The organism is Saccharibacillus sp. CPCC 101409, assembly GCF_030518235.1.
Classification (GTDB): domain Bacteria; phylum Bacillota; class Bacilli; order Paenibacillales; family Paenibacillaceae; genus Saccharibacillus.
In genome coordinates this window covers 238,371-259,941 of the sequence record NZ_JAULSA010000003.1, presented here as the reverse complement: position 1 = coordinate 259,941, position 21,571 = coordinate 238,371, and the positions used below count along the sequence as shown (strand labels likewise).

21 protein-coding genes are annotated in these 21,571 nt (G+C 51.9%); 8 read left to right on the top strand and 13 right to left on the bottom strand.

Annotation, left to right across the window (positions count from 1 at the left end; genetic code table 11):
• Positions 1 to 90: 90 nt before the first annotated feature.
• Together QWJ34_RS09055 and QWJ34_RS09050 are read right to left on the bottom strand one after the other, a co-directional pair.
• The gene (locus QWJ34_RS09055; protein ID WP_302727112.1) at positions 91 to 1,692 is read right to left on the bottom strand and encodes a histidine kinase N-terminal 7TM domain-containing diguanylate cyclase; all 1,602 of its coding nucleotides are present in this window, start codon (positions 1,690 to 1,692) and stop codon (positions 91 to 93) included.
• A 232-nt stretch (positions 1,693 to 1,924) separates the two neighbouring features.
• Positions 1,925 to 2,944, bottom strand: a complete 1,020-nt coding sequence (locus QWJ34_RS09050) for an SDR family oxidoreductase (RefSeq protein ID WP_302727110.1) — start codon at positions 2,942 to 2,944, stop codon at positions 1,925 to 1,927.
• Positions 2,945 to 3,101: 157 nt separating this feature from the next.
• Here QWJ34_RS09050 and QWJ34_RS09045 point away from each other — a divergent pair, with 157 nt between their 5' ends.
• Positions 3,102 to 4,310, top strand: a complete 1,209-nt coding sequence (locus tag QWJ34_RS09045; RefSeq protein WP_302727108.1) for a hypothetical protein — start codon at positions 3,102 to 3,104, stop codon at positions 4,308 to 4,310.
• A gap of 293 nt (positions 4,311 to 4,603) precedes the next feature.
• Here the strand turns inward: QWJ34_RS09045 and QWJ34_RS09040 are convergent, their stop codons facing one another.
• Together QWJ34_RS09040 and QWJ34_RS09035 are read right to left on the bottom strand one after the other, a co-directional pair.
• On the bottom strand, positions 4,604 to 5,083 hold the full coding sequence (locus QWJ34_RS09040; protein ID WP_302727107.1) for a GNAT family N-acetyltransferase: 480 nt from the start codon (positions 5,081 to 5,083) through the stop codon (positions 4,604 to 4,606).
• Between the two features lie 49 nt (positions 5,084 to 5,132).
• On the bottom strand, positions 5,133 to 5,720 hold the full coding sequence (locus QWJ34_RS09035; protein ID WP_302727105.1) for an NAD(P)H-dependent oxidoreductase: 588 nt from the start codon (positions 5,718 to 5,720) through the stop codon (positions 5,133 to 5,135).
• Positions 5,721 to 5,881: 161 nt separating this feature from the next.
• Between QWJ34_RS09035 and QWJ34_RS09030 the strand changes: the two genes are divergently transcribed.
• Positions 5,882 to 6,310: a MarR family winged helix-turn-helix transcriptional regulator gene (locus tag QWJ34_RS09030; protein ID WP_302727103.1), complete on the top strand. Its 429-nt coding sequence runs from the start codon at positions 5,882 to 5,884 to the stop codon at positions 6,308 to 6,310.
• Positions 6,311 to 6,473: 163 nt separating this feature from the next.
• Here the strand turns inward: QWJ34_RS09030 and QWJ34_RS09025 are convergent, their stop codons facing one another.
• The 4 genes from QWJ34_RS09025 to QWJ34_RS09010 form a co-directional block, all read right to left on the bottom strand.
• Positions 6,474 to 6,974 carry an SRPBCC family protein gene (locus QWJ34_RS09025; RefSeq protein ID WP_302727101.1) on the bottom strand — a complete coding sequence of 167 codons (501 nt, stop codon included), beginning with the start codon at positions 6,972 to 6,974 and terminating at the stop codon, positions 6,474 to 6,476.
• 2 nt (positions 6,975 to 6,976) lie between these two features.
• Positions 6,977 to 7,324, bottom strand: coding sequence for an ArsR/SmtB family transcription factor (locus QWJ34_RS09020; protein WP_302727099.1), 348 nt, complete (start codon positions 7,322 to 7,324; stop codon positions 6,977 to 6,979).
• Positions 7,325 to 8,258: 934 nt separating this feature from the next.
• Entirely contained in the window at positions 8,259 to 9,323 is a 1,065-nt protein-coding gene (locus QWJ34_RS09015; protein WP_302727097.1) for an LLM class flavin-dependent oxidoreductase, read from the bottom strand.
• 118 nt (positions 9,324 to 9,441) lie between these two features.
• The gene (locus QWJ34_RS09010) at positions 9,442 to 9,864 is read right to left on the bottom strand and encodes a DUF3592 domain-containing protein (RefSeq protein WP_302727095.1); all 423 of its coding nucleotides are present in this window, start codon (positions 9,862 to 9,864) and stop codon (positions 9,442 to 9,444) included.
• 229 nt (positions 9,865 to 10,093) lie between these two features.
• Here QWJ34_RS09010 and QWJ34_RS09005 point away from each other — a divergent pair, with 229 nt between their 5' ends.
• Entirely contained in the window at positions 10,094 to 10,360 is a 267-nt protein-coding gene (locus QWJ34_RS09005; protein WP_302727093.1) for an AbrB/MazE/SpoVT family DNA-binding domain-containing protein, read from the top strand.
• On the top strand, positions 10,357 to 10,692 hold the full coding sequence (locus tag QWJ34_RS09000; protein ID WP_302727091.1) for a type II toxin-antitoxin system PemK/MazF family toxin: 336 nt from the start codon (positions 10,357 to 10,359) through the stop codon (positions 10,690 to 10,692). The genes QWJ34_RS09005 and QWJ34_RS09000 overlap by 4 nt, the downstream gene beginning before the upstream one ends.
• A 65-nt stretch (positions 10,693 to 10,757) precedes the next feature.
• Here the strand turns inward: QWJ34_RS09000 and QWJ34_RS08995 are convergent, their stop codons facing one another.
• Both QWJ34_RS08995 and QWJ34_RS08990 read right to left on the bottom strand, forming a co-directional pair.
• A complete protein-coding gene (locus QWJ34_RS08995) occupies positions 10,758 to 13,826 on the bottom strand; it encodes a type III restriction-modification system endonuclease (RefSeq protein ID WP_302727089.1) in 3,069 nt (1,022 codons plus the stop codon).
• 13 nt (positions 13,827 to 13,839) lie between these two features.
• A complete protein-coding gene (locus QWJ34_RS08990; protein ID WP_302727087.1) occupies positions 13,840 to 15,885 on the bottom strand; it encodes a site-specific DNA-methyltransferase in 2,046 nt (681 codons plus the stop codon).
• Between the two features lie 147 nt (positions 15,886 to 16,032).
• Here QWJ34_RS08990 and QWJ34_RS08985 point away from each other — a divergent pair, with 147 nt between their 5' ends.
• Complete coding sequence (locus QWJ34_RS08985; protein WP_302727085.1) at positions 16,033 to 16,413, top strand: helix-turn-helix domain-containing protein; 381 nt, start codon at positions 16,033 to 16,035, stop codon at positions 16,411 to 16,413.
• A gap of 281 nt (positions 16,414 to 16,694) precedes the next feature.
• On the opposite strand, the gene QWJ34_RS08980 is transcribed toward QWJ34_RS08985, so the two are convergent.
• The 3 genes from QWJ34_RS08980 to QWJ34_RS08970 form a co-directional block, all read right to left on the bottom strand.
• Positions 16,695 to 17,162, bottom strand: a complete 468-nt coding sequence (locus QWJ34_RS08980; protein WP_302727084.1) for a type II toxin-antitoxin system PemK/MazF family toxin — start codon at positions 17,160 to 17,162, stop codon at positions 16,695 to 16,697.
• A 112-nt stretch (positions 17,163 to 17,274) separates the two neighbouring features.
• Complete coding sequence (locus QWJ34_RS08975) at positions 17,275 to 19,116, bottom strand: stalk domain-containing protein (RefSeq protein ID WP_302727082.1); 1,842 nt, start codon at positions 19,114 to 19,116, stop codon at positions 17,275 to 17,277.
• An 18-nt stretch (positions 19,117 to 19,134) separates the two neighbouring features.
• Positions 19,135 to 19,782 (bottom strand): hypothetical protein, encoded by a 648-nt coding sequence (locus QWJ34_RS08970; protein ID WP_302727081.1) that lies wholly within the window; start codon positions 19,780 to 19,782, stop codon positions 19,135 to 19,137.
• Between the two features lie 141 nt (positions 19,783 to 19,923).
• Here QWJ34_RS08970 and QWJ34_RS08965 point away from each other — a divergent pair, with 141 nt between their 5' ends.
• The 3 genes from QWJ34_RS08965 to QWJ34_RS08955 all read left to right on the top strand — a co-directional run bounded on the left by QWJ34_RS08965 (position 19,924) and on the right by QWJ34_RS08955 (position 21,517).
• Complete coding sequence (locus QWJ34_RS08965) at positions 19,924 to 20,313, top strand: helix-turn-helix domain-containing protein (protein WP_302727080.1); 390 nt, start codon at positions 19,924 to 19,926, stop codon at positions 20,311 to 20,313.
• Positions 20,314 to 20,448: 135 nt separating this feature from the next.
• On the top strand, positions 20,449 to 21,093 hold the full coding sequence (locus QWJ34_RS08960; RefSeq protein ID WP_302727078.1) for a helix-turn-helix domain-containing protein: 645 nt from the start codon (positions 20,449 to 20,451) through the stop codon (positions 21,091 to 21,093).
• Entirely contained in the window at positions 21,071 to 21,517 is a 447-nt protein-coding gene (locus QWJ34_RS08955; RefSeq protein ID WP_302727076.1) for a hypothetical protein, read from the top strand. The genes QWJ34_RS08960 and QWJ34_RS08955 overlap by 23 nt, the downstream gene beginning before the upstream one ends.
• The last annotated feature ends 54 nt before the right edge of the window (positions 21,518 to 21,571 follow it).

The following is a 21,571-nucleotide window of genomic DNA, read 5'->3' as shown; positions in this document are numbered from 1 at the left end:
TCGAACGGCGTCGGCGCAGCATGAACAGGCCGCCCTTCTCCTCCGTAACCGGAAGAAAAGGGCGGCCTGTTTGCGCGGCGCACGCCGCGCTCAATCGCCTTCGAGCCTTTCGGCTTCCGCGTCTTCGCCGGCGTCCGTCGTTAAGGCGCACATCTCGACCCGGTTGCGCCCCAGCTGTTTGGCGGCGTACAGCGCTTTGTCCGCGCGGCGCATCAGCGTCTGCATGCAGACGGCTTCGCCGATGCAGGGCGTCCGCACATGCGAGACGCCGAAGCTCGACGTAATGCGGATCGCCCGGCCGTCCAAATGCAGGTCGAGCCGCTCCGCGGCGGCGCGAATCCGCCCGGCCCGCTCGCGCGCTTCCCGCGCCGACGTGTCCGGCAGGCAGAGCACGAATTCGTCGCCGCCGTAGCGGCCCGCGATATCGCGGGGTTCCAGCACCCGGAGAATCAGCTTCGCGACTTCGCTCAGCACCAGGTCGCCGGCTTCGTGCCCGAACGTATCGTTGACTTTTTTGAAATGATCCACGTCGAACATCACCACCGAGACGCCCGAACCGCCGGATTCCGCTTCGCGCAGCGCGATCTCCGCCCGCTCGATCAAAGCGTTTTTGTTGAGCAGCCCGGTCAGCCCGTCGGTGATCGCCAGCCTTTTCAACTCTTTCTCCATCTCGACCCGCTGCGTGATATTGACGAACGTGACAATCGTGCCCGCGCGGTGTCCACTGCGGTGATGCACGGGCGAGAAGCGCAGATGCAGCACTTTGGAATCTTCTTCGGTGCCGAGCTGAAGCTCGCATTCCCGGCCTTCGGACACGCTTTGCGCAAGCAGCGGCTGACCGGCCAGAATTTCGGACGCCGGACGGCCGATCCTGCGCTTGGTCAGGTCCGGCACGAACGCCAGCAGCGCGCGATTGTAATCGACCACCACATCCTGCTCGCCCAGCACCAGGACGCCGTCGCCCATGCTGTCGAACACGATGTCCCGGGCGATCGGCGCCACGTTGAACATGCGGAAGCGGAACACCGCCATGCTGTGGAACACGAACGAAAGGCTGATAAATACCGGCCCCAGGTCGATCCCGTACGGACTTTTTCCCGCCAGATAATACAGATTGCCGGCCACCGGCATCAGCAGTCCCGCCGTCATCGCCAGCATCTGAAGCCGGAACTGCCCGCTGGTGCGCCGTATTTGGAGCAGCAGCAGGGCGATCGAGACCGCCAGACAGCCGTACAAATACAGCACGTGCACGATATACCACGGCCCGTGTCCGAGATCGACGATCGGGAACGGCACGCCTTTTTGCAAACCGATCGTCGCGTAATACAAATGGTGAAAGTCGTTCGTATGCTGAAAAACAAACGTCAGCGCCGGAATCGCAAACAGCGCCCGCTTCTGCCACGGGCCCAGGGTAATGCCGATGTATTCGAAGCACATCAGCAGCGTAAATACCGGCAGGAACGGCAGAGCGAAATATTCGACGCCGATCCAGAATTGAATCTGTTCCAGATTCGCGCTGGTCAGCTCGAACGCATATCCGAACGAAAGCACGGAAGCCATCAGAGCCGCCAGCACGTAATACCCGCCGCCCGGCGCGTTCTTGAATCGAAGCAGGGCATGCACCGCCAGAAAAAGACTCAGCGTTCCTCCCAGCAAAATAATCAATACGTATACGAGTAATTGCTGCGCCATTTTCACCTACTCCATCCAAAAAGTTAGGGGCAAATTCGGGTTCGGCCTGTATATCCGTCTATCGCCCGCCGGTCTCTTTCTTGCTGCAACAGCCTCTATTATATAGCAGCCCAGCACACAAAACCCAGCCAAAAAATGGAGATTCCCGTTGTCCGTCCGCCCCAAAAAGCCGCTTCGCGAACGTTCGCGAAGCGGCCCGGACCGGCGATCGTCTCAAATAGGGATTCCGGTTCTAACCTTTGTTGATCTCGGCAATCGCTTTCTCCAGCGCACTCGCCACCCGGTCGCTCCAGGCGTCGAAGTCCGGATCTTCCTGCTGCGACTCCGGATGAGCCAGCATATATTCGACCGCTTCGCGCAGACCCTGGTCGGCTCTTGTCGTCGCGGAGAATTCCGGTACCAGACGCTTGATCTTGGAGTTGTCGAACACGACGGTATTCGCTTTGTCGCCGAGCAGGCTGCCGCGCAGATCGTCTTCGCTGACCGCGTCCAGGAATTCCGAAGACACGTGCAGCGCGTTCAGCTTCTTGCCCAGCACACTCGCCACGATCTCGTGGATCTGGTTCCAGGTGACCGACTCGTCGGACGTGATCTGCACCGCTTCCCCGATCGCATGGACGTTGCCCATCAGGCCCGCGAAGCCGACGGCGAAGTCGCGGCTGTGCGTCACGGTCCACAGCGACGCTCCGTCTCCGTGGATAATGACCGGTTTGCCTTCCTGAATCCGTTTGAGCACCTGCCACGGGCCTTTGCTTCCGTGCACGCCGATCGGCACCGAGCGCTCGCTGTACGTATGGCTCGGCCGCACGATGGTGACCGGGAAGTTCTGTTCGCGATACTGCTTCATCAGATATTCTTCGCAGGCAATCTTGTCCCGGGAATATTCCCAGAACGGATTCGCCAGCGGCGTTCCTTCGTTAATTCGGTAGTCCGCCGGCGGCGACTGGTACGCGGAAGCGGAGCTGATAAAAATATACTGCTTGGTCTTATCCTTGAACAGCCGGTAATCCCGCTCAACCTGCTCCGGCACGAATGCGATAAAGTCGGCGACCACGTCGAATTCGTGCCCGGCGATCAGTTCTTTCACTTTTTCTTCGTCGTTGATGTCGCCCTGCAGAATGTGCGCGCCGCCGGGCAGATCTTCGTTGCGATTCCCCCGGTTCAGCAGATACAGCTCGCAGCCGCGCTTCAGCAGCAGCTTGGTGATCTCCGTGCTGATTGTGCCCGTCCCTCCGATAAATAGCGCTTTCATCACATGCACCTCCAAATTGGAATACAAGCCTGACGCGTTCCTTTTCAAGATAGCACGACGGGCCAAGGACTACAAATCCGTTACTTCTGGTTCAACTCTCCTATTTTTCTTTAAAAATTCAATAATACAACTATTTTCACCAAAGGAGCCCGCCTTTATGAAAAAGTTCGCGCGTTTCCCGATTTTCCTGGCGCTCGGCACGGCCGTTCTGATCGCGCCGGCTGTCTCCCTGACCGCTCCTCTCCCCCTGGCCGCCGCTGCCGCCGTTTCCGTTCCGACGACCGTTACGCCCGCCGCCGATCTGCGCACAACCCTGGCCAAAGTATACGGGGAGCATGCGTATGAAAGCGTGATTGCCATGCAGAAACTGTTCGACGAATCGGAATCCGCCGGGGACGCCAGCGGGCTGCTCGGCCAGAACGGCAACAAGATGTCCGGCATGATCCAGGACGTATACGGCGTGAACAAAGCTTCCAAGTTCGGCGCGTCGTGGACGCTCTATAACAACAACCTCAAAGTGTATGCCGCCGCGGCGCGGGACAACGACGGAGCGGGCAAAAAGAAAGCGTTATCCAATCTGCGGGCGTATGCTTCCGATTTCGGCAAATTCATGCACACGCTCAATTCCCGCATCGACGCCGGCAAACTCGAACAGGATCTGGACGCGTATACCGATCTGCTGCTGAAATCGTTCGACGCTTATGCGGACGGCCGGTACGACGAAGCTTATTCGGCGGCTCACGACGCCTATACCCAGTCGGCCCGTGTCGGAGCGTCGCTCGCGACGTCGATCGCCGCGCAGTTCCCGGCCAAGTACAAGCGGACGACCACGCAGACCGAAGCCGCTTATTTCCGCCAGCATATGGACCAGGCGCTGGGCGAGCACGCGTTCCTGGCGATGCTGCTGCTGGAGAAGGGCAGCGACAAGAAGCCGGACTACGCCAATGTCAAAAAAGCGCTCGACGCCAATACCGAAGCGATGGCTTCCACGCACAAAAGGCTGTTCGGAGAAGGCGCGGCCAAAACGTTTAAAGCGCTGTGGAACCGCCATATCAACGATTACATCACGTACATGAACGCGACGCTGATCGACGACGCGGCGGGGCGCAGAGCGGCCAAAGCGGATCTCGACGATTTCGTCGCGGACCTGACCGCGTTCCAGACGTCGCGGCTGCCGCTGAACAAAACGAAAACGATGCAGGGCCACGCGCTGCACGGCCAGCATGTGCTTGCGGTATTCGACACGTATCATCAAGGCGACTACGACCGGACGTACCGGCTGATGGGCGTGGGGTACAATCATATGTGGATGATGGGCAATATGCTGTCGGAGGCGATTGTGAAAAAGATGCCCGGGATGTTCTGAGCTGCTTCTGGCTCAGAATTATTGAGAAGGTCCTATTCGTAGGGGAAGCGTGAGGCGCTGCGGGAGAAATTCGTTCCGGTCGCGTGTTGAAATCGGGAAGAACTGATTAGATTTTAGGTGGTATCTTCCCGATTTCAAAGGCGAACACTGTCGTTCCTTCACTGAATTTCTCCCTCCGCTAGTCGGCTTCCTATTACGAATCAGACATTTTCAACACTTGAAAGAGCGGCAGAAGCCGCTCTTTTTGTGTTGGGTGTGTAGTATTGAATCGGCATTATTCAGCCGCTTCTTGTTCAGGCACGAAATCTCAATTCCATATCGATTTCGCCTTCCTGGGTGGAAAAAACGGTGAAGCCGAGGCTTCGGTACAGATTTTTTGCCGCTTCGTTGTCTTCGTCGCAGGTGAGGGTCATGCGGGGGGAGCGTCCGTCGGTTCTTGCGCGCTCGATGATAAGTTCCATCGCTTTGCGGCCGCAGCCGCGGCCCTGGCAGCGTTGATCGATCAGGAACTGCCAGAGGAACAGGCTGCCGGATTCGGGGTCGCGGCGCAGCAGCATAAAGCCGACCGGCCGGTCGTCCAGACAGACGGCCAATGTTTCCGAGACGTCCCGGTAGATATAGGCTCGCGCCAGGCAGTCGACGACGGGCAGGACGTAACGGCGCTGACCGGCCGACGGAGACAGCTGGATGCAGGCTTTGAAATTGGTTTCGGTCACCGCTTCCAGATGAATGTTCGCGGCCGCCGAGGACGTTTTCAACAGGTTCTTTTCCATGTTCGAAGATCTCCTTCTATATAACAGAGATTGGCGGCATTCGCGCGGCTCAGCCGGCTACGGCTTTGAAATACCGGTACACCCGGTCCAGTTTGCGGGTATGGCCGCCTTTGGGGCTTTCCATGCTGCCGAATTCGAAAAACTTCACTTTGCGGATGCCGACGTAGTTGAACAGCGCTCTGCGCATCAGCATCCGGTGGGCGTTGCCCAGCCACAATTGCAGGTAGCCGGCCGGGCCTTTCATCACGGACACGCAGACGACGGATTTGCCTTTAAGCAGCCCTTCCGGCATCAAGCCGCCTTTGTCGCGATAAGCGAACTGCGAAGCGAACATCCGGTCGATAAAGCCCATCAGCATCGCCGGCGGCCGCCCCCACCAGATGGGGTAAACCAGCACCAGCTTGTCCGCCCACAGCAGCAGCTCGCGATGGCGCGCCAGCTCCGGGTCGATGTGCATATCGCGTCTGCGTTTGTCTTCGTTGAATACGAGCACCGGGTCGAACCCTTCTTCATACAGATCGAGCACGCGAACTTCCTTTACTTGCTTATTCTCTCCGCTGCCCCGCAGCACCTCCTGCATAAACGAATAACTCAGACTCCGGTGATTCGGATGGACGTAAATCAACAGCATATTCATTGTTATCGCTCCTTTTTATCGGCAGGCGGATCGGCCGGGATGCGGTCCGAACCGGTACTTGTCTTTTGATAACAAAAAGGTAGCATATCCCCTATAATATTGTCAAATGATAATTGTTTAAAGATAAGTTTTTTGTTATGTTAAAAGCAAGAGGTGAGCCCATGGATCGCAGCGCGTTGTTTCAGAAATTCCTTACTTTTACGTCATCCGTGCATGAAGTCAGCCACGAGCTGACCCGGGGCGTAAAAAACGAGGACGTAACCCCCGTTCAATACAAAATTTTGGAGTATATGATGTTCAGCCAGCCGGTGACGCCGAGCGAGATCGCGGACTGCGTCGACCTGTCGCTGCCGAATACAAGCCGCGAACTGCGCAAGCTGACCGAAAAAGGACTTTGCGAAAAAACGACGGACAACGCCGACCGCCGCCGCCAGCTGTTCCGGCTGTCCGCGGACGGCCAGGCGATGATGGGGCGCGTGTTCGCGCAGGTGCAGCAGGGCTTCGAGCAGCGAATCGACGGACTGACCGAGGAAGAACTGCAGGAGCTGGAGAAGGCGCTGGAACTGCTGCAAAGCAAGGTATTCCGTTAAAAAAACAAGCGCGGATCCGCCTCGAAGCCTTTCGGCCTTGAAGCGAACCTGCGCTTGCTGCTGCCGTCCGCGCTTAATCGGTCGATCGAACGGCCTGGAGCAGGGAATCGGCGAGCGTTTGCAAATCGGTCAAGACCGCCGCGTCGTTCACCTGGCCGTCCGCTTAACCCAGGTATTCGTCCAGACGATCCCACGTTTCGCGAATGCCCTGTTCCATGCCCATCTCCAGCACCGTTTTGAGCGATTCTTCCGAATCGTACGCCGTCCGCGAGATCACTTTTGTGCCGCTTTCCGTTTGTTCAAAATGAACAGCGGTATACGACGGAGGCAGCTCCTCGTTAACGCCGCCTTCTTCGTCGGAAAAGTAATCCGTATAGTTCAGCGAGTTCGGCGCGTCGATCTCTCCGTACACCGCTTTGCCCCACGACTGCATCCCGTAGTAGTCGCCCTGCGACTTGTCCACGCACGTCATACAGTAATGCCAAACGCCTTCCGGGCGCAGATCGAGCTTGCAGGCCGTCAATTCCCAACCTCTCGGCCCCCACCAGTGCTTCAAGTGTTCGCATTCGGTAAAAGCGGCAAATACCTGTTCGCGCCCCGCTTTGAATTCGCGTTCCAGTACAAACTCGCGGCCTTCGGCTCTTACGGTTGTCGGATTCTGCATGTTTATTCCTCCTCGGATTTGGGTTGGATCTTCGTTTGCATCTGCGGCAGATACTCGTCCAAACGGTCGAAACGCCCGCTCCAGAGCTGCCGATAGTCGTCCAGCCAGGCGTCCAGCGCGCGAAACGATTCCGGCTTCAGCCGGTAGTGCCTGCGGTTCGCTTCCGCTTCGGCTTCGACCAGCCCGGCTTCCTGCAGGATTTTGAGATGCTTGGATGCCTGGGGCTGCCGCAGCTCCAGGGCACCTGCAATCTCGCCGACATTGAGCGGCCCGCGGCGCAGCAGCGTGACGATCCGCATACGGCTCGGTTCGGCCAGCGCACCGAATACTTCGATAGGTTCTGCTGTCATAGGGGCCTTGAGCACGCGCAGGCCGCTTGGAAACTGGCATCCGGCAGGCACTCGGAAGCTCGGGCTGTTTGCCGGGCGGACCGAGCGGCTCGCGCCAGGCAAACAGCCCGGGCCGGAGACGACCGGCGTCGATTGGGCGTTCCGAAAGCCGGCCCGACCCGCTTGTGGGCCTGACGCCCGTAAACGGACCAACGCGTTCTCGCAGAGGATCACCTCTTTCGTTGTGTGGTTGGTTAGAATTATTCTCACAAGTCTTGCAGCTTATGCAGAAGGCGGGAAAGTGAAGCTGTTCTTTCTACAAATAATATACTCCATAAAGAATATTCCTGTAAAGGAATATTTAAAATTTATTGCTGTCCGTTCCGGAATCTGCGTCGTTTCGCCGGATCTCCAGGCGAATGCGCATGACACCGAATACAGTCCGGCTCGAATCCAGTACCGGAACACACTTTCAAACTCGTTGAAGCCTGCCTTTAGCCGCTTTCGAGCCGCATAAACTGCACATATCCACTTTATTCTCCTATCCGTTCCTCAAAAATAGCGATCGGATGCAAAAATCCACTTTATTTTCGTTTTCGACGCTTTTTCGGCTGTCGAATCGAGAATAAAGTGGATTTTCGCACTTCGTCTTCGTTTGATCCGTTCCCTGTCTACAAACGAAGTGGATTTTTGCATTTGATCTGGGTTTGAGTTTAATTATCGAGAGCGGTATTCGGGCTAAGCTTCGAATCCGGTAAGTCGGCCGCATTCGAAGACGAGCTTACGGTCAAAGATCGTCCTTTTGAAACTTCCGATGAAAATGTGCTCATCCGGACAATATTCCCGGCCCGAAGCCGACTCCTCGGGCGGCCCGAAGCGGCTCGTACGTACCCGAGCCGAAACGAACGGCCGCGTCCCGCCACGCCGCGCGGGTTCAACGCCTACTCCTTAGCGTTTATTCCGCCGGCGATCCCGCCGCTTCCCACGCCGCGATCTCTTCGCGCACGATCGGCGCGACTTTGGTGCCGAGCAGCTCGATCGAGCGCAGCACGTCGTCGTGGTTCTTCATGGTGCCGACCGGCGTGTGCAGCATAAAGCGGGTAATGCCCACCCGCTTGCGCAGGTCGATGATTTTCTTCGCGACTGTCTTCGGGTCGCCGACGTACAGCGCGCCTTCCGGCCCGCGCAGCGCGTCGTAGCCCTGGCGGGTGTACGGGCCCCAGCCGCGTTCTTTGCCAAGCACGCTCATCGCGTACTGCATGGACGGGAAAAATTTGTCCGCCGCTTCGTCGTCCGTTTCGCCGACAAAGCCATGCGAGTGCGAAGCGACCGGGAGCAGCGAGGCGTCGTGGCCGGCATGGGCCGCGGCGCGTTTATACAGATCGACGAGCGGAGCGAACTGGATCGGGCGTCCGCCGATAATCGCCAGCACGAGCGGCAGATTCAGCAAACCGGCGCGCACGACGGATTCCTGGTTGCCGCCGCTGCCGATCCAGATCGGCAGCTTCTCCTGTACCGGACGCGGATATACGCCGCGGCTGTTGATCGCCGGACGATGGCCGCCTTTCCACTCGACGATCTCCGATTCCTGGATCTTGAGCAGCAGCTCCAGCTTCTCGTCGAACAGCTCGTCGTAATCGTTCAGATCGTAGCCGAACAGCGGGAACGACTCGATAAACGAGCCCCGGCCCGCCATAATTTCCGCCCGCCCGTTCGAGATGGCGTCCACGGTCGCGAAGTCCTGGAAGACGCGCACCGGATCGGCCGACGACAGCACGGTTACGGCGCTGGTCAGCCGGATGTTCTCCGTGCGAGCCGCGGCCGCGGCCAGAATAACCGCCGGAGCCGAAGCGGCGTAATCCGCCCGGTGATGCTCGCCGACGCCGAAGATATCGAGGCCGACTCTGTCCGCTGTCACGATCTCTTCCACAACCTGGCGGATACGCTCCGCGTGGCTGATTACCGGTCCGTTTCCGTCTGCGGGCGTAGTTTCCACAAAAGTACTGATGCCGAGTTCCATGAGTATATGATCTCCTTTTTGAACAAAGAATAATTTATTAAAGTAAGTTACTATAATTATTTTATATACTCATTATCGGGCTTTCGGCTGTGAATTTCAAGTCCTTTTTGCAAAGCGTCTACATACGGGTGAAGAAAGCCGCCAGACTTGTCCCTCCCAGCAAAATAATCAGGCCAATCGGAAGCATAACCACCCCGATGATCAGGAACACCAGCCCGCTCTGGGCAGGCGAATCGATGACAGCCTGCTGCGGATCGTCCGGATTGTATTTGACCCGCACGCGCGTATCCGGCCAGAAACCCGGCGACTGCGACATCGCCGACGTCCGCATATACTCCGAGCCGTCTTTGGTTCGATATGCGAACGTCGGCCGCCGATCCGGAAAATTCCGCAAAATTTCTCCCTGCTTCACGATAATGCCTTCCGTCTCGATCCAATCCGCGCTTCTTCGTCTCATCGTCAACCCGATCAACGTAAACGCAATTCCGAGCAGCGTCAGCACACCGCCGGGAATCAGAATACCAAGCATCCATAGGGGCATGGGGTCACCTCTCCTCTAATTAAAGGACAATTGACGGTTTCATCTATCAAATAGCATGAGCATATGTCCAGTTTCTAATTATTTAACCTTAAACAGATATAGAAACATGCCATGTAGTCTCTTTGACCGATCCGACCCTTTGATATTCAAATATTGTATATCACATGGATATACAATATCGAAATGAAACGATATAATATTGATAAAATCTTGAAAGGATGCGATCAGGATGACTACGGTTACACTTAGCCGTTGGGGAAATAGCAACGGCATTCGAATCCCGAATCAATTTCTAAAACAATTAAATCTCGTTGAAGGCATGCAGATAGAGGTTACTCTGACTTCCGATAATCAGCTCCTTCTGCGCCCGTTAAATTCCGTCGATTCAAATGAAGAACTTCGCAGTCATTTGGACAGGCTTCTTTCAAAAATAAAAGTCGATTCGCCGCGTCATGAAGAAATTGATTTTGGAATCGAAGGAGACGAACTTATTTGATTATTCCTGCACGCGGCGATCTGATCTGGCTGGACTTTGATCCGCAAACCGGTCAGGAACAATCCGGCCGGAGACCCGCTATCGTCTTATCCGAATATGCCTTTAACGAATTGACCGGGTTTGCCGTTGTATGCCCGATCACCAATCAATCCAAAGATTATGCGTTCGAGATCCCGCTTCCCGACGGGCTTGCTTTTACGGGAGTGGTCCTAACCGATCAATTTAAAAGTCTTGACTATAAAAAATGCAAAATCAAAGTGGCCGGAAACGTCTCGGCTGAGCCGCAGTTTCTCGGCAGCGTTCTTCGAAACGTCCGCTCGATACTGGCTTAGGACATAAAAAAGCCGCATGTCTTCCTCAAGCGAGGAGAACATGCGGCTTGATGACAAGCGGAATTTCATTTCATCACTTTATTAAGAAGCTCTTCGTAACTATCCACCACATCGTACCTCAACTCCGCTGTATTCAAGCTCGCAAAGTGCTTCCGCGCGCATGCAATCTTCGCATTCTCCACGCCGCGAATATCCATGGAGCTCATCGAGCCCTTCGTTTCCGCGATAAAGTAGATGTGTTTGACTTCGCCTTCTTTGAACACGATCGCCCAGTCGGGGTTGTATTTGCCGACCGGCGTAGGGATGTAGAAGCCGCCCGGAAGCTTGGCATACACCAGTACTTCGGTATTCACATCCAGTTCCTTCGCAAACTTCTGCTCGATCCGCGAATCGGTCACGACGTAATCGTAAATGTGTTTTTCGACCGGAAACGCGTTCTCTCCGAGTTTGCCGCCGAGTTTGCTTGCCGTAAAAATATCGCTTCCGTACGTCTCGTTTACCGCATCGTACGTGATCGACTGGATCACGGTCGACGCTTTCTGCTCATTGATCAGCCTGGCGGCGCGCAGCATAAACTCCTCTGGATTCTCCCGAAACTGCATAAACGTCGCTTCTTTGACCCCCGACAGAATCGCGATAATCGTCCGGCGGGTGAGCTGCGCGGCGTCCATCAGCTTGCCGACCAGATCGTATTTGACGGAATAATTGATGGCTGCCCGTTCGGTCTGGTTGAGCTTCTCGCGCAGTTCGAACGATTCGCCGGACAGCAGCTTTTCTTTCGATTCGATGGTTTTCATCTCGCCGTAGGCCACCGTGTAGCGCAGCGCCGGCACCCTCAGTTCCGTCTCCAGCTTATGGATGCAGTTGCGAATCAGCTCGCTCGAGTCGAATTTGACGGTATACACAGATTTGCGGTTGATCTTCGTCCACAGTTCCTGGAACTCCCGCTTGTTGAAATTGGCGTTGGGAACCAGCCCGTTGACGTTGCGCTCGCGTCCGTTCTCGGCCAGCGAAGTCCGGTCCGGCGTATAGATCGACTTCAGCAGATGCAGCACCGGCTCGCGATAAGGCTCCAGCTCTTCCGGCAGCTTCACTTCTCCCTGCTCGGCGTCGGCAAAATAAGTGTCCGTGAGCTTGTAGTCGTCGTCGACGTAATTGTCGCGAATCATCCCGTGCAGCAGCTTGCGGGACAGCGAATCGTCGAGCTTCAGCGTTTCGCCGCGCGCATCGGTCAGTACCCGGTCCAGGAAAAACGCATGATCCGCTTTCCGCGGCCGGTCGGCCAGCGTCTCGGCGATCTCGCTTTGCAGCTGCCGGGCAAACAGCTCGTACGACTCGCTCGCCACCACCGTCAGCACATTGATCTCATGCACGTCGTCGTTCGCCGATTCGGCGTCGATCCGTTCTCCCTGCTGGTTTACGCACAAACGCAGGCCGCGCCCGACTTCCTGCCGCTTTTTCATCGTCGAATCGCTGTGCTTCAAGGTACAGATCTGGAACACGTTCGGATTATCCCAGCCTTCTTTGAGCGCCGAGTGCGAGAAGATGAAGCGCGTGGGTTCGCCGAAGCTCAGCAGCCGCTCTTTGTCTCGCATGATCAGATCGTATGCGTCGGCATCGTCGGACCCGGCTTCCGCATTGCGGCCGGACACTTTGGGATCGACGAACCGCCTGCTTTTTTTATCGATGGAAAAATAACCTTTGTGCGTCGCGCGCCCCTGGATTCCGTTTAGATAGCGCACATACGGATCGTCCGCGAACAGCGACAGCTGCTCGTTCACCAGATTCGCGTATTCTTCCTCGAAAATATCCGCATACTCGCCGCCCTGTTCCTCGCCGCTTTCGCCGTACTGCCGGTACTTGGCGACCTCGTCGATAAAGAACAGCGAAAGCACTTTGATCCCCCGAGAAAACAGCTTCCGTTCTTTCTCCAAGTGCGACTTGATCGTTTCCCGAATCTGAATCCGGCGGAAATGCAGTTCGTTGACGTCGCCCCGGACATCGCCCGCGCGCAGCGTCACGCCGTTGGTAAACGTGACCGTATTGTTTTGCCCGTTGATCTCGGCGACCCGGTAGCCCCTGTACTGCTCCATTTCTCCGGAATGCGTATACAGGTCGTAGCCCTGGTCTACTTTTCTCGTCTGCTTTTTCAGTCCGGATTGGGTCATCGTTTCGAATTCCAGCCGTGCGATCGGCGCGCGCTTGGCGCTGACGTCGATGCCTTCCAGATACAGATAACTTTCCGTTCCCGCGCTCCCTTTTACCGAAATGCCTTTGACGTCGATCTTCTTGACCAGCTTCATATTGTAGGCGTCGAGCGCGTCGAGCCGGTAGATCTTGTTGTAGTCTTCCTTATGAGTAGCCGAATAGCGCAGCGTAAACAGCGGGTTAAAAACTTTCAGCGACTCCTTGGTCTTCGCGCCTTCCACAGACTGCGGCTCGTCGACGATCATAATCGGATTCGTGCTGGCGATTACGTCGATCGGGCGGCGGGAAGCGAAATCGTCCAGCTCCATATAGATGCGCCGCGCATCCTGCCCCCGGGCCGCAAACGCCTGCGAGTTGATAATCATCACGTTGATGCCGCCGTCGGCCGCGAACTGTTCGATATGGTGCAGCTGCTTGGAATTGTACACGAAATGCCGCGCCTTGATCCCGTACTGCGACATAAAGTGCTCTTCCGTCATCTGAAAAGTCTTCAGCACGCCTTCGCGAATCGCGATCGACGGTACGACGACGATGAATTTGCTCCAGCCGTACTGCTCATAAAGCTCGAACATTGTCCGGATATATGTGTACGTCTTGCCGGTGCCGGTCTCCATCTCGACGGTGAGGTTGTAGCGGCCTTCGAGCTTGTCGGACACGGGCAGATCGCTCATCCGCTGCAGCATCCGGATATGGTCGAGCACGTCGCTGTCGGAGATGCGGATCTGGTTGTTTTTGAAGCCGTAATCGGCGTCGAGCACAGCGGCTCCCGCACGGCCTTGAGCGATATCGCCGGCGTATTCCACCTTCTGGCGCCGTCCTTTATCCAGCGTAAACCGCGAATCGCCCTTGGGCTGACCCTGGAAAACGTCGACGACTCGCTGCACCGCTTCGAGCTGGAACGGCTGCTGTTTGAATTGAATTTTCATGGCTGCTCCTCCTCTACAGAACCTGAATATCCGTGGACGGCGAGAGCAGCTTGAAGATTTCTTCCAGATTGATACGGTCCGAATCGTCGGCAAAAGAAGCGTCCCGGCAGATAAAGCGCAGCGGCTTGTCCTCGGCGGCGATCCGGCGGATCAGCGCTTCGGGAATATCCGTATCGAAGCAGGCGATCAGCGAATTGCCGGCGACGTAGTGGAAAGTAAACCCGTCGATCTCGCGCGATTCCATCGGCAGCGACAGCAGAAGGCCTTTTTCCAGCATGACCTGGATCAGCAGGTCTTCGCCGGTGCGGTCCCCTTTGATGTTATCGGTGAGGTCGAGCAGATCGCCCTGCCCCAGCTTGTCCGGTGTGTAGTAGATGTCCTTCATGTTGCTGAAATCCACACGGTACACGCGGAACCCGTAATCGATATCCGCGCCGGTCTCGGCCTGGATCTTCTTCGCGGCCCGGCGGATGCGTTCTTTGCCGATTTCGCAGATGGTGGCGTAGCCGGCTTTGCGGGCTTCGGAAGTCTCCGGCGTCTGCTCCGGGAGCTGGACCATGATATATTTGCGATTGCCGCCATCCTCGGCGTTGAGCTGCATCACCGCATGGGCGGTGGTGGCGGAGCCGGAGAAGAAGTCGAGGATGAGGGAATCTGAGGAAAAGGCAAAATAGTTCATTAACTGCTTACTAAATTTATAAGGCTTAGGATTATCAAAATTAATTTTTAAACTTTTAAATAAAGCGTCATCACTACCAGCAAAATAAAGAAGGGAGGGCACATTTTCTTTCATATTTTCTTTCAGCAGATATTTTCTATTGGGTATTGTAGTTTCATCTTTTCCAAAAATGATTTTTCCATCTGCTAATAGCCGTTTCATAGTAGAGCTAGGATTTCTCCATCCCCTCTCAGGTAGAGAACAAGGTTTTTTAGTTTCTGGATGGATTAGTGGGATAAAGTAATCGTCCGGTGCTTTCTTCTTGTTGGGCCATGCCATAGAAACCGGACGATATACTTCACCATCCGAGTCTATATTACAATAAGCCGCTTCTCCACCGGAAAAACTTTGGTTTTTAATCCATTTATAGAATTCTTTATTGACGTTTTCTATTGTTGATTTAATTTTATGTTCTTCAAATTGATGTACTGAAAGATTATGAGATTGAACTACTTCTCTCAAATCACTAGGCAATTCCTTTTTTCCAATTTTAAGAAAAAGATCTTTCGCTTTTGCTATAATCTTTGAAGCATTTGTTTTATCCCTAGTTAAAGGATTTTTTGAAATAAAGTCACTTTTACTTTTTGCATATGCTAAAAGTATTTCATGTTGATAAGCAATGCTAGTAGCATCTCCCTTAGGATTACCTTTGTCCCAGATGATTTCTCCTAAGAAGTTATCTATTCCATAAATCTCGTCAAGTGCTTTTTTTAAGTTTACTACTTCGTTTTCATCAATATGCACAAGGATACTTCCTTCTTGATGTAAAAGATTCCTAGAAGTTTTTAATCTAGAATATATCATAGATAACCAGTCACTATGAAATCTTCCATTAGTTTCAGTATTTCTAAAAAGTCTTTCACCATCTTCGCCTACCTGTCCTGATCCCTCCAAGTATTCTTCACTCGACTCACTAAAATCATCCCGATAGACAAAATCCTTCCCTGTATTATAAGGCGGATCAATATAAATACACTTAACCTTCCCTAGGTAAGACTCTTGAAGCAGCTTCAGAACCTCCAGATTATCTCCTTCAATATAGAGATTCTCCGTCGTATCCCAATTCACGCTGTCTTCCTTCACCGGGCGCAGCGTTTTGTCGATCGGCGTGTTGGCGTTCAGGATCGCTTCTTTTTTGCCCGGCCAGGTCAGCTGGTAGCGTTCTTTCTCTCCTTCCACCAATTCATCGGACAGCAGCTGCTTCAGCAGATCGAAATCGATTGCTTTTTTGAGCTTCCCATCTTCTCCGGCAGTCTCGGTCGATACTTCGGGAAACAGTTCCGTGATCCGGTCCACATTCTGCGCGGTAAGATCCGGTGACTTCATGTTCAACTTTTGCATGAGTACCCCTCAATCCAGTTATTTTCCTAAATTGTAGCACTGGATACCCGAAAGTTCTATTTAAAATATACTTTTTATAATTTATATATCTATTATGGTAACTTAATTTTCGAAAAACTTGCCTACCCTCTTAATTGAGGTGATTATATGTCGGATCTGGCGAAACTGATTGGCGCTCAATTAAGAGCAATTCGAGAAGCTAAAAATTTGACTCAAGAACAAGTGGCCGAGCTTACAGGGCAGGATGGTTTTAGTAAGTCCCGAGTATCTGAAATTGAAAGAGCGACTAAAGACTTTCAGATCGGCACCATTGAACTGATCATGAACGCCCTGGATATTTCTCCCGGCGAATTATTCAACGTACAGCAGCTTTATATGACGCAGGATACCGAAGACAAGAAGCAGATGGTCGATTTGCACCGTTATATGTTGATGGAACGAGATCTGGAAGACGTCAAATACGTCGTTCGAACGACTCAGGATTTTCTGGACGCAGTAGAAAGAAACCGCAAAAAGCCGCTTCCATAAGGAAGCGGCTTGAGCTTGAATTTTGAAGAAAAATATAAAAGCAGGCGTCATCTCTGACACCTGCTTCGTTTGGGAACGATCAAAGGCTCCCGATACTAAACATAACGTAAGTCCGCGACCATGATCGCTTCGACTCTCAGGCTAGCCTTCAAAGCGTTATCGATCATGTACAGACGATATAAATAAATCTCAACTTCTATGACGTATTATACAATAAAAAAAGAGTTTGGTCAACGAAAGTACAAGCCGTACGTAACGATAAACAACTGCGGACTGATCGCTCAGATTCCAAAGAAATATTTTAACCGCTTGGAGATCTGTTTCATATCTGCGTCGTCAATAAAATCAATTACGTCACCAATACGGGCTTTACTGACAATCCGAACATCCTCACATTGAACAATAGAATTGTGATTCAGTTTACCGTATTTACTTTTGAACAGTTTATATTGGCTGGCCAGCAATCTTTTACTAACAGGTTTTCCGGTTGTTCGATCAATTTTGTTTTCTTCTTTCGTTAACGGAACTATAGCCACATTCCCGCTCGTTTGATTGTTGGAATCCACAGAAACCACAATTGCCGGCCGTACTTTGTTCTTTTCAAAACCCACATTTTCCCCGAGAAAAGCCGTTACAATTGCTTTTCGCGGAAAAAAGTGCCCTCTTCCGCCTGTATATTTTTCATTGATTTTCTTTTGCAAAGCGAACCAATCGATAACTTCGCTATATCTATTGTACTTGTACGCCATTTGCCCATCCCCTATTTATTATTCATATGCTTAGGTTGTCGAGAAAGCCTCGACAACCTGAATCCAATACAAACCAAACCTTCGTGCTTCATCCTATCCTTCCGCCCTCGCGTCAATTCCTCCATCTAAAGAAAGAAGGCACCGTATTGGAATAAGCGTTGGTTGTAGTGAACCCTTCATCGTAGTTTGCCCATTCATCAAGGGTGATCGACTCGTAACCTACTTTAAGGTACGGGTATTTATACCAAAAATCGTAGTAAGATCCCGTAAACTTCATGGACGGATACAGAGCCGCCAGAGTGCGCCCTATTTTCTCCTGATGATCGCGCATTTCCTGGAGCGTCAACGCTCTTTGTTCTTCGCTGATCGAATTGCCGTATTTAATCTCATAATACGACGCGAAATCGAAACGGGTATGGATCTGATAGTCGTACGGCCACATGATAGTATCGTTATGCCGGATTTCAAAATCAAAATTCATATCGCCTTTATAAGTCGTATGCAGCGTGCCGAAATTCTGCTGTAAAATACTTTTCAATTCACTTTCGTCCGGTGTGGGGCTAATTGCTGCGGGCAGTTGAAGTTGTCCAAGATCGACCTGGCTTTCTGTTACAGAGGTTTCTTGCAGTTGAAATGACGCCTGAGTCTTCGACTTTTCCCACTTGTAGCCCAGCGTTAAGCTGTCGAGCGGCATATCCTGCGGCACGCTGAATACGATCCATCCCGACGTTTCCGTCTTATTTCCCAAGTAGTATTGGAAATACGGCTGAGGAGCGGCGGGGATATAAACAGGAAAGATTCGCTCGCCTTTTGGATTGAGCAGCACAAAATCCGTATCGTCTACAGCTTTGTTCGACTGTATCTGATTTGCGAAATCAGCTTTAACAAGGACGGCAAGATACTCTTTCCCTGCGGCAGGCCCGGAATTTAAATGAGAGGCTTCCACGATTTTTGCCCAGGCTTGCTGCCCTTTTAATACTTGCTCTACGGTAAGTCCAACCTTTATTTTACTCACCGATCCGTTTCCATTCGTTGTCTCAATCGTAACCGTCTGTCCCACTTTGGCAGGAAGATTGCCAGATTGACCGGATAGATCCGTTCCTGTTATTTGCGCCAGATAAGATAAAATATTTTCAGCCTGCTGCAGCTGTTCCGGCATATTCAAACCTTTCATCATTTCTACTTGGTCACGGGCATCATCAAGGTAACCAAACTTCGTGTACGGATTGACGTAAGACAAATCCGTATACGGCGCCAGAAGTTTAACCAGATCTTCTCTGGAAAGTAGAATGGCAGTACTCAGCGGCGTCGAATCCCATTTATCGAGTTGGTTGGCCGAAACGCCTTTTTCCAGCAGCAGCCGGTTAATTTCTATTGAAGAGGTAGCGGCAAGATGCAGGTAATTGGATTTGTCTTTATCCGTATAACTTAAATCGACGCCTTTATCGATCAGCTTTTTCACTTTATTATAGTCGTCGCGGCCGATAGCCAGCTTCATTTTGCCCGGATCGCTTACTGCAATCCACAGAGTCGTAGCAGTCGCTGAATTCGCCTTATCGAGGTCGGCTCCAAGTGAAAGTGCAATAGATTCGACGGGAATATAAATGTTCCCTTTGATCAATTGAGGAGCCGCGGCCAAAGTGATTGTTTTTCCGTTAAGCGTTGCTTTTTCACTTCCGATTGTGAGCAGCAGCTTGGTTTTATCCTTTTTGATCGTAAGAGTCTGCTTCTTGGAATTCCATTCATAAGTCGTACTCATCTTTTTTAATACCGGTACATAAGGCGACATGACGACACCGTTAATGATTTGCGGTTTCTGGCTGTTGTAAGCGACCGTGCTTCCTTCTATCCTGATCTCGACACTTTTGGCCTGCGCATGTACGGATGCCGGATCGAACAGGGTAAAGATCAACGCCACAATCATAAGGCTTGCCCATATTCTTTTTCGATTCACTCTAAATCTCCTTCCTTCTTAAAACTTACCGTCGTCTTTCACCTTCGTATTTTGCTTGATCATATCCTGGTACTTCAGTCCCTCATACAAAATAGCCATATTTGCTTTAAAATTATCACCTATGGCATTCAAAGTAATACTGGTATCTCCGGTTTCCCAAGAAGAATATAACTGAAGATCGCCGGTAATAAGCGCCATACCCCAATTTGAACGCGGTTCATCTCGGTACAGATCGCCCTTCCAGATTTCATCGTCCCGATCAGGTTCTCCATATCTATCGGTCAGAGAATCCTGGAACCTGTCGTAGTCCGATATATACTGATTTTCGTTCATATGATCTTCCTGCAGCATATAAGCGCTGGATACCAGCTGATCATCGATCAAATTATAATAGACGACCACATTGAGTCCGCTGACTTGATCCTTGTACAGAACGGCCCCTTCTTGCTCTCCAGCCGGCTCGGAACCTTCTGCTGCGATAATCTGCTCTCGCGACATTCCCCATGTCGTATTGCGAAAAGTCGGATTTTCAGTCTTAACAGGTGCCGCTTCTTCGCTATCGCTTGTCTGCTCGGCCACGCTTGCGGGCGCAGCCGGTTCACCCGGGGTCCCGCAGCCTGACATTCCAATAGCCGCCAACACAAGCATCCATGCCGCTTTTTTCATCCCAATCCCTCCTGAGCAGTACTCTTCTGCAATAATACTCACATAATTGTACTATTCAAGCGGGAATTTATAAATATTTTTCTTCTATAATGGTAACTCTATTTCCGTATTTTTTACCTAACCTCAAATTGAGGTGATCACATGTCGGATTTTTTGAAACTGGTCGGCGAGCAATTGAGGAAAATTAGAGAAGCCAAACGTTTGACGCAGGCACAGGTTGCGGAGAAGACAGGCAAAGACGGATTCAGCAAATCGAGGGTCTCGGATATTGAACGGGGACAAACCAATATCTCGCTCAAGACGCTTGAAACGATGATGCAGGCTCTGGATATCTCGCCAGGCGAGCTGTTCAACTTTCAAACTCTGTACCTATCGCAGGATATCGAGGATAAGAAGATGATGGTGGACTTACATAAGTTCACGCTGATGGAGCGGGACTTAGAAGAAGTGAAGTATGTAGTGCGGACTACGAAGGATTTTCTGGAGACGTTAGATGGTAAACGAGGAAAAAAAAGCAGCTTTAATCCTTAAGGAAGTAAAGAGAACATATAAAAAGAATGAGCTGCTTAGAACGATATTCACTTTCTTTTTACTTTCTGTTTACTTTCGTTTTATTGACTATAATCAACGAAGTGAATATACTGAGGAGAAAGAGGTGAACCAATTATGCGTCCGACAGCAATCGAAAGAAATCTTCTGACTGGAACTGCGGCCCGTGATTATATGAAGAAAATGATCGAAACGGACCATGTCTTGACAGCCGCTCTCGTTAAAAACTTAATATTTACCGTGAAAGGCGCTGAACAATACAGTGGTTCTTTGAACGAAGAAGACCTGATGAATGAAGAGCGATTGATCGAGTACACAGCCAAGATTTTTCAGCATATCTCCGAAGAATCGACTAGAGATAACATTCCAACCTTTTCCACGACTGAAGTCGCCAAATATATCGGTGTATCTCCCCAAACGATTAATACCTGGCTGCGTGAAGGCAAGATCATCGGCGTTGAAAAAGAAGAGAAGAAATGGTCGAAAATCCCCGAAGATGCCGAAGTTATTTTCACAAACGGTAAGCAGGTCCGAATTGCTGTGTTGAAGACAAATTGGGAAAAGGAAAACCAGCAGCCGGAAGTGGACGAGATTGCATATTTAGAGGCAAGCATTCAAGAACTCGAAAAAAAATACGGCGGCCCCTTTGAAGCCGTTTTTGGCGGCAAAACGATCAAAGAATTGACGGTCGAGGATACAGATGCTTCGGTTTGGTGGTCATATAAAGCGAGGCTTAAACATGCAAAAATTTCTGGGCATTGATAAAACGACCTTCTCTAACCTGGAGTATATGTATAGCGAGATTCTTGAAGCCCGCGATTTAGAAAGAAACAGACTCGAACTGGACCACAAAAAAGGAAGAGAAGTGAACGCAAAAATCACTTTTCATCATTATGATGGATATTTGCGCTGCAAGGAAATTTTCGAAGGAACGAATCTTATTGAATATTACTATGACTGGTATGCGGGCAATGGAGAAATCCTCCAAAAATTTCATGCTCATTACCATACGAGCGATACGCCAGAAGAAATCAAGAAGTTCGATCCCTGGCACTGGCACGTTCCGCAAGGGTTGGAAGATAAAGACGGACATCGGATCGAAGGACCGCCGGGTTTCACAATCCATGAAGTACTTTCTCAACAGGTCCTGCCTTATATTCTGCGTGTGAGACGATCTCAGAAGTAACTGTAATCAGGCCGCTTAAGTATTTCTGTGCCGCGCCAAAAAGACGACGATACT

What these genes read in the sequence shown, in the direction of transcription:
- QWJ34_RS09055 (WP_302727112.1), bottom strand. Translation starts at nt 1,692, where the DNA reads ATGGCGCAGCAATTACTCGTATACGTATTGATTATTTTGCTGGGAGGA.
- QWJ34_RS09050 (WP_302727110.1), bottom strand. Translation starts at nt 2,944, where the DNA reads ATGAAAGCGCTATTTATCGGAGGGACGGGCACAATCAGCACGGAGATC.
- QWJ34_RS09045 (WP_302727108.1), top strand. Translation starts at nt 3,102, where the DNA reads ATGAAAAAGTTCGCGCGTTTCCCGATTTTCCTGGCGCTCGGCACGGCC.
- QWJ34_RS09040 (WP_302727107.1), bottom strand. Translation starts at nt 5,083, where the DNA reads ATGGAAAAGAACCTGTTGAAAACGTCCTCGGCGGCCGCGAACATTCAT.
- QWJ34_RS09035 (WP_302727105.1), bottom strand. Translation starts at nt 5,720, where the DNA reads ATGAATATGCTGTTGATTTACGTCCATCCGAATCACCGGAGTCTGAGT.
- QWJ34_RS09030 (WP_302727103.1), top strand. Translation starts at nt 5,882, where the DNA reads ATGGATCGCAGCGCGTTGTTTCAGAAATTCCTTACTTTTACGTCATCC.
- QWJ34_RS09025 (WP_302727101.1), bottom strand. Translation starts at nt 6,974, where the DNA reads ATGCAGAATCCGACAACCGTAAGAGCCGAAGGCCGCGAGTTTGTACTG.
- QWJ34_RS09020 (WP_302727099.1), bottom strand. Translation starts at nt 7,324, where the DNA reads ATGACAGCAGAACCTATCGAAGTATTCGGTGCGCTGGCCGAACCGAGC.
- QWJ34_RS09015 (WP_302727097.1), bottom strand. Translation starts at nt 9,323, where the DNA reads ATGGAACTCGGCATCAGTACTTTTGTGGAAACTACGCCCGCAGACGGA.
- QWJ34_RS09010 (WP_302727095.1), bottom strand. Translation starts at nt 9,864, where the DNA reads ATGCCCCTATGGATGCTTGGTATTCTGATTCCCGGCGGTGTGCTGACG.
- QWJ34_RS09005 (WP_302727093.1), top strand. Translation starts at nt 10,094, where the DNA reads ATGACTACGGTTACACTTAGCCGTTGGGGAAATAGCAACGGCATTCGA.
- QWJ34_RS08995 (WP_302727089.1), bottom strand. Translation starts at nt 13,826, where the DNA reads ATGAAAATTCAATTCAAACAGCAGCCGTTCCAGCTCGAAGCGGTGCAG.
- QWJ34_RS08990 (WP_302727087.1), bottom strand. Translation starts at nt 15,885, where the DNA reads ATGCAAAAGTTGAACATGAAGTCACCGGATCTTACCGCGCAGAATGTG.
- QWJ34_RS08985 (WP_302727085.1), top strand. Translation starts at nt 16,033, where the DNA reads ATGTCGGATCTGGCGAAACTGATTGGCGCTCAATTAAGAGCAATTCGA.
- QWJ34_RS08980 (WP_302727084.1), bottom strand. Translation starts at nt 17,162, where the DNA reads ATGGCGTACAAGTACAATAGATATAGCGAAGTTATCGATTGGTTCGCT.
- QWJ34_RS08970 (WP_302727081.1), bottom strand. Translation starts at nt 19,782, where the DNA reads ATGAAAAAAGCGGCATGGATGCTTGTGTTGGCGGCTATTGGAATGTCA.
- QWJ34_RS08965 (WP_302727080.1), top strand. Translation starts at nt 19,924, where the DNA reads ATGTCGGATTTTTTGAAACTGGTCGGCGAGCAATTGAGGAAAATTAGA.
- QWJ34_RS08960 (WP_302727078.1), top strand. Translation starts at nt 20,449, where the DNA reads ATGCGTCCGACAGCAATCGAAAGAAATCTTCTGACTGGAACTGCGGCC.
- QWJ34_RS08955 (WP_302727076.1), top strand. Translation starts at nt 21,071, where the DNA reads ATGCAAAAATTTCTGGGCATTGATAAAACGACCTTCTCTAACCTGGAG.